The sequence below is a fragment of the Candidatus Omnitrophota bacterium genome (assembly GCA_021735655.1).
Lineage (GTDB): Bacteria > Omnitrophota > Gorgyraeia > Duberdicusellales > 4484-171 > JAHKAJ01.
In genome coordinates, this window is record JAIPGM010000003.1 from 87,232 (window position 1) to 104,600 (window position 17,369).

Genomic DNA, 17,369 nt, shown 5'->3' on the forward strand with positions numbered 1-17,369 from the left:
AGTGAAAACAAGGTTGAGTTTTTCAGCGGTTATAATCACTAAGAATGCAGAGGCTAAGATAAGAAATTGCCTCGAGAGTATAAAATGGGCAGATCAGGTGGTAGTGGTTGATGGATTCTCGACCGATTCGACGGTCGATATTTGTAAAGAGTATGGCGCTAAGATCGTTCAAAGAAAATTCGAAGGTTTTGATAAAGAAAGAAACGCCGGCATTGAACATGCTTCTGGAGATTGGATTCTTCAGTTAGACGCTGATGAGGTAGTGAGCGAAGATATGCGCAAGGCTGTAAAGGAAGTGCTTAGTGGTGATGAAAAATATAATGCCTATAAATTTCGCAGGCAGAATTTCTTTTTAGGTAAAGCCATGCGGTATGGAGGATGGTACCACTACTCTGCTCATTTTTTAAGGAAAGGCAAGGCTCATTATGAAGGCAGCATTCATGAAACTCTTGTTGTTGATGGTCCGATTGGTAAGTTGGAGGCAGCAGTAGAGCATTATCCTTTTGACAATATATCGGATTTCATCAGGCGTCAAAACAGATACACTAACCTTCAGTCACAAAGGATGCTCGATGATTTAGGCATTAAAGATGATAAATTTATAAAAAAGAATCTTTTAAAACGAATGCGTAAGGTATTTTGGAAGACTTACATAAAGAAAAAAGGGTTCAAGGAAGGAATGCATGGTTTAGTATTCAGTATTCTTTTTGTTTGGGTGGAATTTATTAAATGGGCAAAGTATTGGGAACTAGTCAGTAAAAAGTGAAAAAAGTTTTATTCATTCGTTCAGACAGATTGGGAGAGTTTTTATTGAGCCTCCCAGCAATTAAACTTTTCAAACTTAATTATCCTCAAAGTGATGTTTACCTTTTGGCTCAAAAAACTAATATTGAGCTAACCAAGGATGTCGACTTCATCGATTATTTTTTAGAATATAAAGAAAATAGCTTTTCTGGCTTTAAAGGAGTTTTTCGTTTAGCAGCCTGCTTAAGAAAAGAAAAAATAGACTGTTTAGTGGCTATGAACCCTAAAAAGGAGTTTCATCTAGCTGCTAAGCTAGCCGGTATACCTTTACGGGTTGGCTATGATCGAAAGTGGGGCTGGTGTTTAAATAAAAAAATTAAAGATAAAAAGTATTTGGAAGAGAAACACGAGGTTGAATATAATATAGAATTAGTAAGGTTGATTTGTGGGGATTTGCCAGCGCTCGAAGTTGATCTTAAGGTCGACGGGCAAGAGTCACTAGATTTTTTAAAAGAAGATTTAGATATCTCAAGTTCTTATTTAATAGTTCATCCATTTACTTCTAATCCCTTAAAGAAGGTTTATTTTGAGTTCTGGCGAAGCTTAATAAGACGGTTAAAAGAAAAAGGCTTTGAAAATATTGTACTTATTGGCGCAACCAGCGAAAAAGAAGAGGCTAAGGAATTAGCAGCTGAGCTGGGAATTATTGACTTAGTTGGAACTATGAGCTTGCGTAATCTAGCTGCTTTTATGAAATATAACTGCTCAGCCTTTGTTGGGTTAGATTCGGGGCCAATGCATTTAGCCAGTTTATTCAAAATTCCGGTGGTAAGCTTATTTACCACTTCAAATCCTAAACGTTGGGGTCCCTGGAAAACCAAGTCTTTGGTTTTTGAGCTAAAACCAAAAGAGGATTTTTCTAATCAAGTTACTGAGGCAGTAAATTTTATCCTTAAACAATAATTTTAATTATGGATAGTTTATTCAATATCCCTAAAGTCTACACAGTTTTAGAACTTAATAATACTGTTCGTTCGGCTATTAAAGATAAGTTTCCTGAACAGGTTTGGGTTTGTGGTGAAATTCAAGGATTGCGTCCTGATCGCGGCAAAAGACACACTTACTTTGAATTAGTTCAAAAGGGTTCTGAAGTTGAAGGAATTGTAGCTAAAGTTAAGGTTGCTCTTTTTGCCGGGCGTAAACCAGTGATTGATCGGAGAATTCAAGAAACCAAAGGAGCTTTTGAACTCAAGAACGATATTGAGGTAAAGTTTTTATGTGAAGTTAGTCTACATGCTCCGACTGGTCAATATAGCATTGTAATTGTTGACATTGATACGGTTTATACTTTAGGTAAGGTTGCCCAGAATAGATTAAAAATAATTGAAGAGTTAAAGCAAAAGGGGGCTTTTGAGAAGAATAAGCTACACCAATTGCCGCTTTTGCCTTTGAAGGTCGGCTTGATCACTGCTTATGATTCAGCTGCTTATCATGATTTTACCAATGAATTAAGCTTAAGCGGCTTTGCTTTTAAGGTTTTAGCTATTAACTGTCATATGCAGGGCGCCTTAGTCGAGGCTGATTTGCTCAAAGGGTTAGATTTCTTTAACAAATTGAGCCCTAGTGAGTTAGACGTTGTTATTGTTACCCGAGGTGGTGGCTCAGTAGCTGATTTGAGCTATTTTGATAATAAAAAGATTGCTGAGGCCATAGCTGATTTAAATTTTCCGGTTATTTCGGCTATCGGGCATCAGATAAACACTACGATTACTGATATGGTTGCTCATACTTTTTGTAAAACTCCGACTAAGGCTGCTCAGGTTTTAGTTGAAAAGATGCAGGAGCTTTCACAAAAGCTGGATAATTTAGAAAAGGATATCTTAACTAAAGGAGAAAGTTTAGTTGAAAGCGCTAAGAGTCAGCTTCAAAACGTAGCCATTAGTATTGACTCGATTGTTTCGCGTTATTTTGTGGTTCATCGTGAAGATATTTTAGAAAAGATGCATTCGATAGCAGCAATTTTAAGAGTTAGTTTAGCTCAGCAAAATGAATTTTTAAAGAGTACTGTTTTGACTCTTAAGACAGCCTTGCCCAATGTTTTTAGAAGTCTTTTTGAGCAGTTGAGCCATTTAGAAGAGAAGGTGAGCATATTAGATCCGAAACAGGTCTTGCGGCGCGGTTATTCCTTAACTTATAAGAATGGGCAGATATTTAAGTCAATTAAAGATGTTGAGGTTGGTGATCGGGTTACTACAGTTCTTTATGATGGTAAAATAGATTCTGAAGTTAAGAAAAAGGAGAAAACAAATGAGTAAAAAACCCACCAAGTATCGCGAAGCCATAGTTGAGCTACAGGCTATCCTTAATGGTCTTGAATCTGAGCAGATCGATGTCGATGAAGTTTCACAAAAGGTAAAGCGAGCAGTTGAGCTGATTAAGCTATGCCGGGAAAGAATTGAAAGTACTGAATTAGAGGTTAGAAAGATAGTAAAAGAGTTCGAAAAGGATCCGGCGAAGTAGATATTTAATCTACTTGACCTAATTTGAAGCTTTTGTTATAATACCTTCCTACGGTGGCTTCCCGCTTCCTTTCCCAATTTCAATTTTTTTGAAGTGAGGGTTGAGAAGGTAAGCAAAAGTAGTTAATTAGAGTAGTTAATTAAGGTGATTTATTATGATTGAAAAGAGCAAAAAGAAGAAATTAATTGAGAAATTTAAGGTGCATGTTGAGGATACTGGTTCAGCAACGGTCCAGATAGCTCTGCTAAGTGAGAGGATAAATTATCTTACCGATCACCTTAAAAAGCACAAGAAAGATTTTCATTCCCGCCGTGGCCTGTTAACTCTTGTTGGAAGACGTCGTCGCCTCTTGAGTTATCTCGCTATAAAAGAACCTCAAAGCTATGCTGAGGTCACGAAGGAGCTTAAACTTAAATAATATGACCGCTTCAGTATCTACTTCCAAATTAGGAAAGAGTACACTTAGTTTTTCTACCGGACAGTGGGCCAAACAAGCTCATGGAAGCGTTTGTGCTTCTTTGGGTGATACTTTAGTTTTAACCACGGCCTGTATGTCTAAGGAGCCTTCTCCGGGAAGAGGTTTTTTCCCGCTTACCGTTGAATATCAAGAAAGAACCTATGCAATGGGAAAGATACCGGGAGGTTTTTTCAAGAAAGAGGGAAGGTCCAAGGATGATGAAATCTTAACTGCCCGTCTTATTGATCGACCCTTAAGGCCACTTTTTCCTAAAGGATTAACTAATGAAGTTCAGTTAATCAACATGGTTTTATCTAGTGACGGAGTAAATGATCCGGATATCTTGGCGGTTAATGCAGCAAGTTGCGCCTTAGTTATTTCTGATATTCCTTTTGATAATCCAGTTGGCGCAGTGAGAGTTTCAAGATTAGAGAATAAGTTAATAATTAACCCTAGCTATGAACAGAGGACATCTTCGGATATGGACTTAGTAGTAGTGGGGACTGATTCAAAGATTGTGATGCTTGAGGGAGGTCTAAAAGAGGTTGCTGAAAAAGATGTTTTAGAAGCAATTAATTTTGCCCATCCATTTATAAAAGAAATCATTACTTTACAGAAGGATTTAGCTAAAAAGGTTGGTAAAAAGAAACGTCAGCCGGAATTATCCAAGATAAATGAGGATTTACTTAAGCAGGTTAAGGTTAAGGCTAGTGCCAAGCTTGAGAAAATTTACGCCGTTGTTGATCGCGACCAAAAACATCTTCAGTCAGAGGAAGTTCTTTCTTTTTTGGTTGAAGAGTTAATAACTGAAGATTCTGAAATAACCGAAACAGACATAAAGAATGCATTGGAAGTTGTTGAAGAAGATATTTTACGTGAAAAGATCCTTAAAGAAGGTAAGCGACCGGATGGTCGGTCGATAACTGATATTCGTAATATTGAATGTAAGGTCGGGGTTTTGCCAAGAACTCATGGTTCAGCAACCTTTACCCGCGGTCAGACTCAATCCTTAGCTGTGGTTACTTTGGGTACCAGTTCTGATGAGCAGCTGATTGAGACTTTAGAAGGAAAAGATTATAAGAATTTTATTTTTCATTATAGTTTCCCGCCTTTTAGTGTTGGTGAAGTTAAATTTATGCGTGGCCCCTCAAGAAGAGAAGTTGGCCATGGTGCCTTAGCTGAGAAATCACTAACACCGTTAATTCCTTCCAAGGAAGATTTTCCTTACACGATAAGGCTAGTTTCAGAAATTCTAGAATCAAATGGTTCTTCAAGCATGGCTTCAGCTTGTGCAGCTTCGCTTTCATTGATGGATGCTGGAGTTCCGATAGAGGAGCTAGTTTCCGGAATTGCTATTGGTATGGTCACTAAGGGTGAGGAATATAAAATTCTTACTGATATTGCTGGAGCCGAAGATCATTATGGTGATATGGATTTTAAGGTGGCCGGGACTAAAAATGGTATTACGGCAATTCAACTTGATACAAAAATTGATGGATTAAATTTTAAGATGATTGAAGATACTCTTGCTCGGGCCAAAGAAGCCCGGGCTAAAATATTAGAGCATATGGTTAAAGCTATATCAGCACCTCGGGAATCTCTTTCTGAATATGCACCGAAGATAAAGTCATTTGATATAAATCCTGAGAAAATTGGTGCGATTATCGGGCCCGGTGGAAAGATTATTAAAAGAATTCAGCGTGAAAATAATGTTACTGTTGATATTTCTGATGAGACCGGTACAGTTTCAGTTGCTGCTCAGACTACAGCAGAATTAGAAAAAGCAGTTAGGCAAATCGAAAACCTAGTCAAAGAAGTAGAGGTTGGCGAAATCTATGAGGCTACCGTCGAGCGTATTGTTAGCTTTGGTGCCTTTTGTGAAATTGCCCCGGGTAAGTCTGGATTAGTACACGTTTCAGAGCTAGCCGATGGATTTGTCAAAGACGTAAACGAATTTTTGAAACTGGGTGACGTAGTAACCACAAAAGTAATCGGAATAGACCCTCAGGGCAAAATTCGCCTGAGTATTAAACAAGCAAAGCCAGAAAACTCATAACCATGAAGCATCTCTCTTCTTTTCTGAAGAGTGTTACTTTATTCCTCGCTTCAATTCTGATTCTCTTCAGTCTTATATCTTACAATCCTGTTGATATTTCTTTTTTAACAGCCCCAAAAGCAGCCGCAATTACCAATCTTATTGGTATTGGTGGAGCCTATTTGGCATTCTTACTATTTTTTCTTATCGGCTATACAGCTTATTTTATTCCGGTCTATCTTTTTTTAACTGGTTTTAATACTTTGGGGATTGTGCGTTCTACCGGTTTAGCTAGTCGAAAGACAATCAGTCTATTTGCTTTTATATTTTTTGTTTCTTTCCTTGCGGCTTTTATTGGGGTATTTCCTCAAAGCCAGGTCGATATATTTAGTGCTTCTGGGATTATTGGTTTTTCTTTAGCTTCATTTTTTAAGAAATATCTTGGGACCCACGGCGCCTTACTTACTTTATTTCTACTTATAGCGGTAAACGCAACTCTTTTATTTGGTTTTTTCTTTGTCGATCTAGTTAAGGCAATTAAAGCTTTAATCATTAGTTTAGTTTCTTTTATTAGAGATCGAAAGGCTAATCAAGGAGAAGGACCTGAATTAGTACGCAAGAAAAAGAAATTGATAACACCGGCTAAAATATTTGAAAAAATAAAACCGGAGATAAAAGTATATGCGCCTAAGGTTGAAACTGATTCTAATTTAACTTCTCAGCGGGCCAGTAAAGAAGAGCTTAAGCTTAAAAGTGCTAGTTTAAGAGCTTCAGTTGGTAACAAAGATTCTGCCAATAGCGGTTTTGATCCTCAAAATGAGCAGCCGGGGAAACCTTTTGATCCGCGTAACTACAAGTTGCCTCATCCATCATTGATAAAGTTGCCCCCTTATTCTGATCAACGTCAGTCCAAAGATGATATAAAGTCTAAGATTAAGGAGTTAGAGAAAACCTTACTTGATTTCGGTGTTGAAGCCAAAGTGGTTAGTGTCCAGAAGGGGCCGGTGGTTACTATGTACGAAGTTTCTCCTCAGTCAGGTACGAAAATTCAGAAAATTTCAGTACTCGCTGATGATATAGCTTTATCAATGAAGTCTTCGCATGTTCGGATAGTCGCTCCGATTCCTGGAAAGGGGACGGTTGGTGTTGAGATTCCTAACAGCGTAAAGAACTTTGTATTTTTAAGAGAAGTTATTGAAGAAAAAGCTTTTACTAACGCTACCTCGAAACTCAGCGTTGCTATTGGAAAAGATGTTTCGGGGAATCCGGTGGTTGCCGATCTTACTGAGATGCCGCACCTTTTAATTGCCGGCGCAACCGGTGCCGGAAAAACCATCTGCGTTAACTCTTTAATTTCATCAATTCTTTTTAAAGCTCGACCGGATGAGGTTAAATTCATAATGGTTGATCCAAAAATGGTCGAACTAGCAATATTTTCCGGAATTCCTCATCTTATCCATCCGATTATCTCCGAAGCCAAAAAAGCATTTTTAGCTTTGAACTGGGCAACTGAAGAGATGGAAAGAAGATACCAGCTCTTGGCTGATGAAGGTTGTCGCAATATACAGGCTTACAATAAAAAAGGTAAAAAACTTCCTTATATCGTTATTATTGTTGATGAGTTGGCCGATTTAATGATAGTTGCTCGTGATAGCATTGAGACTACGATTCAAAGATTGGCTCAGCTTTCCCGGGCAGTAGGTATTCACTTGGTTTTAGCTACCCAGCGGCCATCAGTGGATGTTATTACCGGAGTAATTAAAGCTAACTTTCCTTCACGTATTTCTTTTAAGGTAGCTTCTAAGGTTGACTCGCGTACGGTTTTGGATTCAATGGGGGCTGATAAACTTCTTGGTAATGGAGATTTACTTTTCTTAAAGCCAGGCGCTTTAAAGTTAATTCGAGCTCAAGGTTCTTTTCTTGACGATGAAGATATCGAGATTCTTGCTAATTTTGTCAAAGTTCAAGGAAGGCCAGTTTATGAAGAGGCAATTTCTGAAGCTGAAAAGAAAGCTAAAACTAATCTAGGTAGCGATGAGCTATTTGATGATGCGGTAAAGGTTATTCTCGGTGCTCGTCAGGCTTCAGCTTCGATACTGCAACGAAGAATGCGGGTTGGTTATACCCGAGCCGCCCGATTGCTAGATATAATGGAGCAGGAGGGAATTGTTGGTCCGTTTTGCGGAAGCAAGGCTAGGGAGATTATAGTTGAGCCTGAGAAGTACTTAGCTGAAAGGGGTTGGTTATGATTAAAGAGCTATGTCATAGGTTGAAAGAGAAGCGTTGTGCTCTCGGCTATAGCATTGAATATACGGTTGAGAAAACCAAGATCCATCCTTCAGCGATTAGAGATATTGAATCCGGTGATCTTACTAATATAAGCCCGATCTACTTAAGGGGTTTCATGAGAATCTATGCAGAGTTTCTGGGGGTAGATTTAGGTACGGCCTTAGAAGAAATAAATTCTCTCAGTATTCCGAATAAGAAAGCTAAGTTTATCCGAAAAGTTCCAGTTGCCAAGGTAGGCCAAGAGGCTAAACCCAAACCAGCTAAGATATCACCGGAATTAAAAAAGAAAATCTTACTTATAGTTTTAGGTCTGGTTTTGCTTTGGATTTTAGTTGTAGTCGGCGGGAAAATTATTGGCGGAATAGCAAAAATATTTAAAGGTAAACCAAAACAGGAAACAATAGTCCAAACTGAGAATATAACTACCCCCTTAGTCACTAAGGGCGAACTTTTAGTTTCTCTGACCGTTAAACGAAAGTGTTTTTTAAGGGTAGTTGTTGATGGTACATTATACTTTGACGGACTTCTTGCTAAAGGGGCCCGGGAAAGTTGGAAAGGAAAAAAAGAGATAGAACTCAAGATAAGCGATGGTTCTGCAGTCTATTTAGAAGTGAACGGAAAGTCAATTCCCACCCTGACATCTCTACGAAAGCCGATAAAGAGCCTTAAGGTCACACATTCGGGCATCTCGGTTGATAAATAACTCGTACCAAAATGTCTAAAAAAAGTTTTTCGATAGTATCGTTAGGTTGTTTTCGCAATAATTATGATTCGTTAAGGTTAAAAAAACAACTTCTTGAAAAGGGCTTTAACTTTAAAGAAAGCAGCGAAAAAACTGATACGATAGTTATCAACACTTGCGGATTTATTGATTCAGCAAAGGAAGAGTCTTTAGCGGTAATTAATGAAGCCTTAGATTTAAAGCGGAAAAAAAAGGTAAAAAAAATAGTAGTTGTTGGTTGTTTAGTTGAGCGATATCGAAAAGAATTAGAGTCATCTTTTAAAGAGGTTGATGAGTGGCAAGGTGTTTTTGAATTAAAAAGTTTTTCGGCTAAACTTAAAGAAACCGAAAATGCTTATAGTGATTTTTTAAAAATCTGTGAAGGTTGCCTGAATCGATGCAGCTTTTGTACGATTCCTGATATAAAAGGACCGCTTAAGAGCCGGGTTATTTCAGATATTTTAAAAGAAGTTCGCTACCTGGATAAACATAAGCTAAAAGAGCTTAATTTAATCGGTCAAGACATTACCAGTTGGGGCAAAGATTTAAAGCCGAAAAAGGATCTGGTCTTGCTGCTAAAGAAGATTCTAAGAACTTCCAAGCATATAGGGTGGATAAGATTAATCTATACCCATCCGCGCCATTTAACTGATTCATTAATTGAGCTTATTGCTAAGAGTCCGCGTATTTGTAAATATATTGATTTGCCTATTCAACATATAAATGATAAAATTTTAAGAAGTATGGGTCGAAAGACAACCAAGAAAGACATCGTCAACTTGCTCTCTAAAATTAGAAAGAAAATTCCTAACTGTGCGATTCGGACATCGGTGATTGTTGGTTTCCCTGGTGAAGGGGAGAAAGAATTTAAGGAGCTGCTTCAGTTTCTAAAAGATATCCAGTTTGAGCGCTTGGGAGCTTTTACTTATTCTCAAGAAGAAGGAACCCCGGCTTATAATTTTAAACCCCAGGTGAATCAGAGAACTAAACTAAAACGTAAGTCAATAGTTATGAATTTACAAAAACAAATCAGCGCCAAATTGAATCAAAAGTTTATCGGTCAGGAATTAGATGTTTTGGTTGAAGAAAAAAGAACTGGATTTTTCTTAGGCCGGACCCAGTTTGATGCGCCGGAGGTCGATGGAGTTGTTTTTATAAAGAAAAATAATCTAAAAATAGGCGATTTTTACAGGGCGAAAATAGTCGATGCTTATGACTATGATTTAGTCGCAATTTAATCAATTGATAAAAAATGAATATTGCTAATAAGCTTACAATCTTGAGAATATTATTGGCTTTTGTCTGTATTGGCTTTATTTTAGTTAACAGTTTTTCATCGTTAGTGATTGCTCTTATTATTTTTATCATTGCTTCAGTAACTGATTTTTTAGACGGCTACTTAGCTCGTAAGTACAATTTAATTTCCGATCTAGGAAAACTTCTTGATCCGATAGCGGATAAGATATTAATTATTGGTGTATTTTGTGCTTTTTTAGAGTTAGGAGTTGTTAATGCCTGGATGGTAAGCTCAATTATGCTTCGTGAGTTTATTATTACTGGTTTGCGTTTTTACGGTTTGAGCAAGGGGGTTGTTTTGGAGGCAAGGCGCCTAGGCAAACATAAAACCTTATCTCAAGTGATCGGGCTGGGAGTCATCCTTCTTACTCTTATTTTGTTTAAGGTTCTACCTGAGAGCAAAATGGTAATTCTTCTTTATCACTTGTTCATACCGGTTTTAATGTGGTATATCGTAGGTATTACTTTGCTTTCGGGAGTTTATTATTTTTGGGTAAACCGTCGGACAATAAGAACCTTTTAATCCCTCGCAGAAATCCCCGGGCTTTAGCCCGAGGGATGAATGTACATTGTTTTCTGCTCGGGAGGAAGCCTCGGTCTTTAGACCGAGGAGCTTCACTGAAACTTAGATTTTTCTTCGAAAAATCTCTAGTTGAATTAGTCCTGAGGAGCGAAGCGACGAAGGATAATTCCTGAGTATAGGCAGGGTTTATTATTGAAGTTATATGAGCAGTAAAAAAACAGTTTTAGTTACCGGTTCTGCCGGTTTAATTGGTTCAGAGTGCGTTCTTTTTTTTGCAGCAAAAGGGTTTAAGGTTATTGGTGTAGACAATAACATGAGAAAAAAGCTCTTTGGCGACGAAGCTTCAATCCAATGGAATAAGAATTTCTTGTTGGAGAAGGTTCCTGAGTATGTTCATTATGATATTGATATTAGGGACCAAAAAAAGATACAAGAATTATTTAATCAATATAAGTTTGATTTAATTATTCACGCTGCCGCTCAACCTTCTCATGATTGGGCAGTGAAAGACCCTAATCTTGATTTTACGATCAATGCTAACGGCACCTTAATTTTGCTTGAGAATTTTAGGAAGTATGCTCCGGAGGCGGTTTTTATATTTATATCTACTAATAAGGTTTATGGGGACAGGCCTAATAAATTACCTTTCATAGAGCTTCCGATGAGGTATGAATTACCTTTTGATCATCAATATTACTCAGGCATAGACGAAGCTTTGAGCATAGATAATTGTCTTCATAGTTTGTTTGGTGCTTCGAAAGTAGCCGCAGATATTCTTGTTCAGGAATATGGAAAATACTTTGACTTAAAAACCGCTGTATTCAGGGGTGGGTGTTTAACTGGTCCGGCTCATTCTGGGGCTGAACTTCATGGATTTTTGTCATATCTAGTGAGATGCTGTATAACTGAGAAGAAATACACTATCTATGGCTATAAAGGTAAGCAGGTCAGGGATAATATACATTCTTATGATTTGGTGAATGCGCTTTATAATTTTTATTTAAAGCCTAATTACGGAGAGGTTTATAATATTGGAGGAAGTCGGTTGTCTAATATTTCGGTATTGGAAGCTATTGAGTTGTGTGAAAAAGTATCTGGCAAAAAATTAATTTATGAATATACAGATAAAAGCAGAAAAGGAGACCATATTTGGTGGATAAGTGATGTTTCAAAATTTAAAAGTCATTATCCCGAATGGGAGATAACCTATAATATTGAAAAGATAATTGAAGAGATATTTACTCAACAGCAAAAAATTCAATATACTTATGGAACCTAAAAACAAAAAAACCTCTCGATTCGATAAAGTTTATCTAATTCTAGCTACCCTTTTTGGTGTTGGCCACGTTCCCTTGGCTCCGGGAACCGCCGGCTGTCTTCCAGCAGTTTTAGTTTTTATTTTGATTAGAAATCCGGTCCATTTTTTTATTTTTACCGTAATTTCAGTAACTGTAGCTTTTTTAGTTTCATCAAGGGCTGAAAAGATTTACGCCAAGAAAGATTGCAAATTAATAGTTATTGATGATTTTTCAGGAATGCTAATTACTTTTTTATTCCTGCCTCAAGAAATTCGCTATATCATTTGTGGATTTTTCCTTTTTCGAATGTTGGATATGCTTAAGATTCCTCCGGCAAACATTATCGAACGTTATCCTGGATCAAGAGGGGTTGTTGGTGATGATCTGATAGCCGGAATATATTCTAATCTTATTCTTCAGTCAGTAAGAGGACTGCTGGCAATTATCGTATAGATTGGGCCGCTAGCGGTAAGGTTGCTTTTATAGATAGTTATTTTTCCTACCGAGAATCTTTCTTTCAGCCGTATAGCTTTTGTTTTTTCAATTAAAAGGTCAATATTTTCCTGACTTTTTATTCGGGCTAAGGTTAGATGAGCCTTAAATTTATTTTCAATTGGAAATCCAAGCTGAGTAAGATTATTTTCTAATTTAGTAACTAAAAGTCGCAGTGGTTCTGAATTTTTTAGGTTGGTTAAGAATATTCGTGGGTTTTTTTGATTAGGAAAAAAACCGAGTCCCTCAGCAGTCAGCTCAAAGGTTTTTATTTGATCAGTTGTTTGAGCAACAACTTTTTTAATTTCTAGCAGTTGATCTTCGTCGATCTCACCTAAGAATTTTAAGGTTAGGTGGATGTTATCAGGTTCAACCCATTTAAATTTTAGATTGTCGGTTTCTAAATCTTTCTGAATTTGGCTAAGTTTGGTTTTTAAATTTTCCGGCAGATCAATGGCGATGAAAGTTCTCATTTCTTAAGAAATATTTTGGCCAGTTCAGCAATAAGAATATTGGCGGCTTTTTTTCTTATTTGGTCTCTGCTTCCTTTTAAGATTAACTTTCTAGATAGGAGAGTATTTTTATAGCTTATGGCGATAAAAATTGTTCCGGTTTTTGTGTCTTTTTTGCTCTTTGGCCCGGCAAAGCCAACTAAGGAGGCGCCGATATCAGATTCTAGTTTTTTTCTTACTCCTTTAGCTAGTTTAACAGCAATATTGTTTGATACTCCTTGAGTCTTTTTTAAGGTACTTTTAGGTATTTTAAACAATTTATTTTTTGTATCTAGCGAATAGACAACTAGGCTGCCTTTAAAGACTTTTGAGGCCCCGGGGGTTTTAGTCAAAAGGTAAGAGGCATATCCGCCACTGGCTGATTCGGCTAAGGCTAAAGTTAGCTTGTTTTTGGCAAGACTAGTGGTGAGTTTTTTTAGCTGATCCATTAAGTCTATTTTATCAAAAAAGCCTGTATTTACTAGTATATATTATATTAATGTAGACTTTTCGGCCAATTTGAACGTCTAATTGTATGGAGGAGGTAATCAGGATGAGGCAGAGAGAATTAATCGGTATTCAGGGTAATGGTCAGAAAATTAAGGGGGTGTTTACAGTGAAAAAACTAGCAGTAGTTATCTTGGTTGGGATTTTTTGTTTATCAGCTGTTTCCGGATTTGCTCAAGGCTCTGAGCGAGAATGGGGCCGGCAGTCTAGGGATCGGGGAGGTTTTGAAGGTAAACATAAGCAGAGGATTGAATCTTTGGTTGTGTTTGCAACTCTTGATCCTGAGGAGCGTGCAGCGCTTCTTAAGTTACGTCAGGAGGATAAAGAGGAATTTAATAAAGTTATAGGAATAAAAATTAGAGATCGGGCAAGAGAACTTTATGAGATTAAACAAGCCGATCCTCAAGAGTTTGAGCTCATGAAGCAGGCAGCAGTCGAAGAGGTAAAGGGCTATGCCAAACAAATTAAAGAGGATATTGAGGTGGCAACTCGCTTTAAGAAAGCTGCTGGCCGAGTGAAAGGTAAGCAGGAATTAGGTAAACATATTGTTCTTGAGACCTTACCTGACAAACAGAAGAAAAAAATAGTAGCCTTGAGAGAAAAGTATCGTCAAACTTTGGATACAGCTTTGGAAGAAAGAACCCAAGAACTTGAGCTATTGAAAAAGGAAAATCCCGAGGAGTTTAAAAAGATTATCAGTCAAGCAATCGAAGGGGCTAAAGAAAGAATGGCTAAGGGTCGGCGCCAGAGGCCTGAGGCTTTTAAGCGTTTTGAGAAGATGAAACCCGAATATTTAAAGGAAAAATTAGATTGGTTAAAAAGCGAAGATCCGGAACTTTATCAATATTTGATAAAAAGAGGTAGCACTGAGCAGAAAGAACCTAGATAACTATAAACTAATAGTCTGCAGCGTGAATCTAAGCTTAGGTTTGCGTTGCAGATTTCTTGGCGATAATGTAAAATAAACCGATGCTTAGAGCTAAAGAAGAAGAGTTAAAGATTTTAGTCGAGGCTTTTTTAAAAGGCGAGATGAGAGCTTTCGAGGAAATGGTACCGCTTATTTATCAGGATATTTTAAATATTGCTTATCGTTATCTTAGTAATCTTGAGGACGCTAAAGATGTTTTACAGGAAGTGCTTATGAAGATTTATCATAAAGTTAAATTCTTTAAAAGAGATTCAAAACTGTCTACCTGGATTTACCGGATAGTGGTTAATACGGCTATTGACGCTATTCGTAGAAGAAAGAGGGGCTTTAACCTTGGCAATCGCTATAAAGAGAATAAAAATCAGGTCAGATCCTTAAGGGACGATATAGATTTACGTGATAAAGAGCGGAAGGTAAAGTTAGCTTTAGCCGCCTTACCCTTGCGTCAAAAGAATGTTTTTATTTTGAAACACTATGAAACTTTAACTATTGCTGAAATTAGTGAAGTTTTAAGCTGTTCAGAAAGCGCAGTAAAAACGCATTTAACCAGAGCGATCAATAATTTAAAGAATAATCTAGGAGGCTTATCATGAAATGTCCGTTAAATAAAATCTGGCCTTTGTTTTACTATAAAGATTTAAAATCAGAAAATTTAATAAATTTAAGCCAGCATCTTAAAGTTTGCCCTAAGTGTCGGACTCACTATGAAGCTTTAAGTGATACCCTTTCAGGTATCTCTAAAACTCAGGTTGATTTATCAGAGCCAGAGCTTTCAAAAATGATTCAGTCGATAAGCGGTGAGCCGAACAGTTCTTTTGGTATTTTTGAACAGCTTAAGGTTAAAAGCAGTGAATTTGTTGAAAAACTACACTGGGGGATATTTTATCAGCCGCAGTTTGCCTGGGTGATGGTTGCGGTTTTGTTGATAACTTTGTTTGTGCCGCTACAGAGGAAACAGGCTATTTTCCAAGAACAGCTATTTGATCTGCAGATGGATTTAGTTTCCGGCGAAGATGATTTCGAAACTTTTCTCGACCTCTATAGCCTAGAGGAGCAATCTCAAAATCCTTCTTCGACTATAATTGTTTCATAAGTGTTTTTAGGTAGTTCCTCTAGAAACATTGAAGGCTGAGTGATAATCGCTCCATTTTTGAAGGTATATTTTATTTGAGGGTAGGTTATGTGAAGCAGTGATTTTGTTCGGGTTGTGGCTACATAAAATAGTCTTCTTTCTTCCTCGAGAGATTTATTGCTTTCAATAGCTTTAGGGTGAGGAAACTCATATTCGCAGAAACCAATAATAAATACCGCTTCCCATTCAAGGCCTTTGGCTTGATGGATTGTTGAGAGAACCAGAGTTTCCTGTTTTTCGTAGTTATTGGTACGGGTTTCACCTTTAAAATTATCGAATGAGCTTAGATCAAGAAGGAAGCTTTTGATTGATTGATATTGTTGGGACATTTTGGTTAACTCTTCTAAGTCCATTATCCGTTCATCAGGATTGTCAAAGGAAAGATAGCAGTAGTCCTTATAGTATTTAAGAATTTCTTCTAAGGCTTCATTAGGCTTTTTTATTTTTTTCAGAGCCTCAAAGACCAGGGCGAAATTGTTAAAACCTTCGGCTTGGCGTTTAGGAAGGCTTTTTTTTATTTCTGAAAGGCTGGTTTTTCTATCGGTAAACTTATCCCATATTTTATAGGCGTAGCTTCGACCAATTCCTTTATGGAGACAGACAGCACGTTTAAAAGATAGTTCGTCCTGAGGGTTGAGAATTATTTTAAGATAAGAGAGGGTATCTTTTATGTGAGCTTGCTCAAAAAAACGCATCCCGCCTCGGATAAGGTAAGGGATGTTTCTTTTAATCAGTTCCATTTCAAGTTCTAGGGCTTGAAAGCGAGACCGAAACAGCACGGCTATCTCACCTAGCTGAATACCTTCGCGGTTTAGTTCAAGTATCCTTTGGCCGATGAATTTAGCTTGCTGGTAAACATCTTTTGTTTCAACTACACAGGGCAGATCACCACCGGTTTTTATTGCTTCTAAATCTTTTGGAAATTGATCGATATTGTGTTTTATGATTTCGTTAGCTAAGTTTAATATCGGTGGTTGCGAGCGGTAGTTTATCTGAAGCTTGAAAATTTTTGTTTCTTTAAAGGTGTTTGGAAATTCAAGAATATTATTTATATCGGCGGCGCGAAATGAGTATATTGATTGAGCATCATCTCCGACCGCTAAGATATTATTATGATGGGAGCTTAGTTTTTTGAGTATCTCAAACTGTAATTTATTAGTATCTTGGTATTCGTCAACCAGGATATAGCGAAAGATTCTAGAATACTTTTCACAGATGTTAGGGTTAGTTAAAACTTCCAACCATCTGGTTAAAAGATCGCTGAAGTCCATAGCATTAGCGTTTTTCTTTTTCTTTCTGTAACTGGCAACTATTTTTTTTACGATTGGAATGTATTCTTCTAGGTGCGGATGAAATTCTTCGATAATTTCATCAACTCCTTTAAGTGAACTGGAAGCGAGACTGTAGATATTATAGATGACTCTTTTTTTGGGAAACATTTTTTCTTTCTTGTAGAGACCTAAATCTTCAACGCAATCATCAATTAAATCTTGGGCATCTTCTCGGTCAACAATAGTAAAATTGGGCGAGTAACCTAGTGATTCGGCTTCTTTTCTTAAAGTTATATTACCGATATGGTGGAAGGTTCCGGCCCAAAGATCAGACAGGCTTGATTTGAGCAGAACTTCGGCTCGGTTAATCATTTCATTAGCTGCCCGGTTAGTAAAGGTAGCTAGGAGAATATTCCGGGTCGGGATTCCTTTTTCTAACAGATAGGCTAAACGATAAATCAGAACTCTGGTTTTGCCGCTGCCGGCGCCGGCTAAAACTAAGGATGGCCCCTCAGCTTCAGAAACTACTTTTAATTGTTGGGGATTGAGGTTATCGGGATAGTCAATTTGAGTTTGTGAGGAAAAAGGCTCTAACTTATACTTTTTCATAGTTTTTTATCTTATCATAAAGTTTGGGTTTGTATATATTTTGTTGAGTAAGGATA

At 37.4% G+C, this 17,369-nt stretch carries 18 protein-coding genes; 15 read left to right on the forward strand and 3 right to left on the reverse strand.

What is annotated here, in order from left to right; genetic code table 11:
* Window position 1 precedes the first annotated feature (1 nt).
* The 12 genes from K9L86_03095 (at window position 2) to K9L86_03150 (ending at window position 12,336) form a co-directional block, all read left to right on the forward strand.
* Complete coding sequence (locus K9L86_03095) at window positions 2–766, forward strand: glycosyltransferase family 2 protein (protein MCF7907848.1); 765 nt, start codon at window positions 2–4, stop codon at window positions 764–766.
* Window positions 763–1,707: a glycosyltransferase family 9 protein gene (locus K9L86_03100; protein MCF7907849.1), complete on the forward strand. Its 945-nt coding sequence runs from the start codon at window positions 763–765 to the stop codon at window positions 1,705–1,707. The genes K9L86_03095 and K9L86_03100 overlap by 4 nt, the downstream gene beginning before the upstream one ends.
* A gap of 8 nt (window positions 1,708–1,715) precedes the next feature.
* Window positions 1,716–3,059: an exodeoxyribonuclease VII large subunit gene (gene xseA / locus K9L86_03105; GenBank protein ID MCF7907850.1), complete on the forward strand. Its 1,344-nt coding sequence runs from the start codon at window positions 1,716–1,718 to the stop codon at window positions 3,057–3,059.
* Window positions 3,052–3,264 carry an exodeoxyribonuclease VII small subunit gene (gene xseB, locus K9L86_03110; GenBank protein MCF7907851.1) on the forward strand — a complete coding sequence of 71 codons (213 nt, stop codon included), beginning with the start codon at window positions 3,052–3,054 and terminating at the stop codon, window positions 3,262–3,264. The genes xseA and xseB overlap by 8 nt, the downstream gene beginning before the upstream one ends.
* A 154-nt stretch (window positions 3,265–3,418) precedes the next feature.
* Entirely contained in the window at window positions 3,419–3,682 is a 264-nt protein-coding gene (gene rpsO / locus K9L86_03115) for a 30S ribosomal protein S15 (protein ID MCF7907852.1), read from the forward strand.
* A 1-nt stretch (window position 3,683) separates the two neighbouring features.
* The gene (locus K9L86_03120) at window positions 3,684–5,777 is read left to right on the forward strand and encodes a polyribonucleotide nucleotidyltransferase (protein MCF7907853.1); all 2,094 of its coding nucleotides are present in this window, start codon (window positions 3,684–3,686) and stop codon (window positions 5,775–5,777) included.
* 2 nt (window positions 5,778–5,779) lie between these two features.
* A complete protein-coding gene (locus tag K9L86_03125; GenBank protein MCF7907854.1) occupies window positions 5,780–8,005 on the forward strand; it encodes a DNA translocase FtsK in 2,226 nt (741 codons plus the stop codon).
* Window positions 8,002–8,748: a helix-turn-helix domain-containing protein gene (locus K9L86_03130; protein MCF7907855.1), complete on the forward strand. Its 747-nt coding sequence runs from the start codon at window positions 8,002–8,004 to the stop codon at window positions 8,746–8,748. Before K9L86_03125 ends, K9L86_03130 begins: the two co-directional genes overlap by 4 nt.
* A gap of 11 nt (window positions 8,749–8,759) precedes the next feature.
* A complete protein-coding gene (locus tag K9L86_03135) occupies window positions 8,760–10,004 on the forward strand; it encodes a MiaB/RimO family radical SAM methylthiotransferase (GenBank protein MCF7907856.1) in 1,245 nt (414 codons plus the stop codon).
* A gap of 14 nt (window positions 10,005–10,018) precedes the next feature.
* Window positions 10,019–10,585: a CDP-diacylglycerol--glycerol-3-phosphate 3-phosphatidyltransferase gene (gene pgsA, locus K9L86_03140; protein ID MCF7907857.1), complete on the forward strand. Its 567-nt coding sequence runs from the start codon at window positions 10,019–10,021 to the stop codon at window positions 10,583–10,585.
* A gap of 202 nt (window positions 10,586–10,787) precedes the next feature.
* The gene (locus K9L86_03145; GenBank protein ID MCF7907858.1) at window positions 10,788–11,864 is read left to right on the forward strand and encodes an NAD-dependent epimerase/dehydratase family protein; all 1,077 of its coding nucleotides are present in this window, start codon (window positions 10,788–10,790) and stop codon (window positions 11,862–11,864) included.
* Window positions 11,854–12,336, forward strand: a complete 483-nt coding sequence (locus tag K9L86_03150) for a phosphatidylglycerophosphatase A (GenBank protein ID MCF7907859.1) — start codon at window positions 11,854–11,856, stop codon at window positions 12,334–12,336. The genes K9L86_03145 and K9L86_03150 overlap by 11 nt, the downstream gene beginning before the upstream one ends.
* Here the strand turns inward: K9L86_03150 and thpR are convergent.
* Both thpR and K9L86_03160 read right to left on the reverse strand, forming a co-directional pair.
* On the reverse strand, window positions 12,300–12,848 hold the full coding sequence (thpR, locus tag K9L86_03155; protein ID MCF7907860.1) for an RNA 2',3'-cyclic phosphodiesterase: 549 nt from the start codon (window positions 12,846–12,848) through the stop codon (window positions 12,300–12,302). The two genes, K9L86_03150 and thpR, sit on opposite strands and share 37 nt — an antisense overlap.
* Window positions 12,845–13,315 (reverse strand): CinA family protein, encoded by a 471-nt coding sequence (locus tag K9L86_03160; protein ID MCF7907861.1) that lies wholly within the window; start codon window positions 13,313–13,315, stop codon window positions 12,845–12,847. The genes thpR and K9L86_03160 overlap by 4 nt, the downstream gene beginning before the upstream one ends.
* A gap of 104 nt (window positions 13,316–13,419) precedes the next feature.
* Between K9L86_03160 and K9L86_03165 the strand changes: the two genes are divergently transcribed.
* From K9L86_03165 to K9L86_03175, 3 genes are all read left to right on the forward strand, one after another.
* Window positions 13,420–14,262: a hypothetical protein gene (locus K9L86_03165; GenBank protein MCF7907862.1), complete on the forward strand. Its 843-nt coding sequence runs from the start codon at window positions 13,420–13,422 to the stop codon at window positions 14,260–14,262.
* An 80-nt stretch (window positions 14,263–14,342) separates the two neighbouring features.
* Window positions 14,343–14,894, forward strand: coding sequence for an RNA polymerase sigma factor (locus K9L86_03170; GenBank protein ID MCF7907863.1), 552 nt, complete (start codon window positions 14,343–14,345; stop codon window positions 14,892–14,894).
* Window positions 14,891–15,394, forward strand: a complete 504-nt coding sequence (locus tag K9L86_03175) for a hypothetical protein (GenBank protein ID MCF7907864.1) — start codon at window positions 14,891–14,893, stop codon at window positions 15,392–15,394. Before K9L86_03170 ends, K9L86_03175 begins: the two co-directional genes overlap by 4 nt.
* Here K9L86_03175 and K9L86_03180 read toward each other — a convergent pair.
* Window positions 15,361–17,313: an ATP-dependent helicase gene (locus tag K9L86_03180; GenBank protein ID MCF7907865.1), complete on the reverse strand. Its 1,953-nt coding sequence runs from the start codon at window positions 17,311–17,313 to the stop codon at window positions 15,361–15,363. The genes K9L86_03175 and K9L86_03180 overlap by 34 nt on opposite strands.
* Window positions 17,314–17,369: the final 56 nt, after the last annotated feature.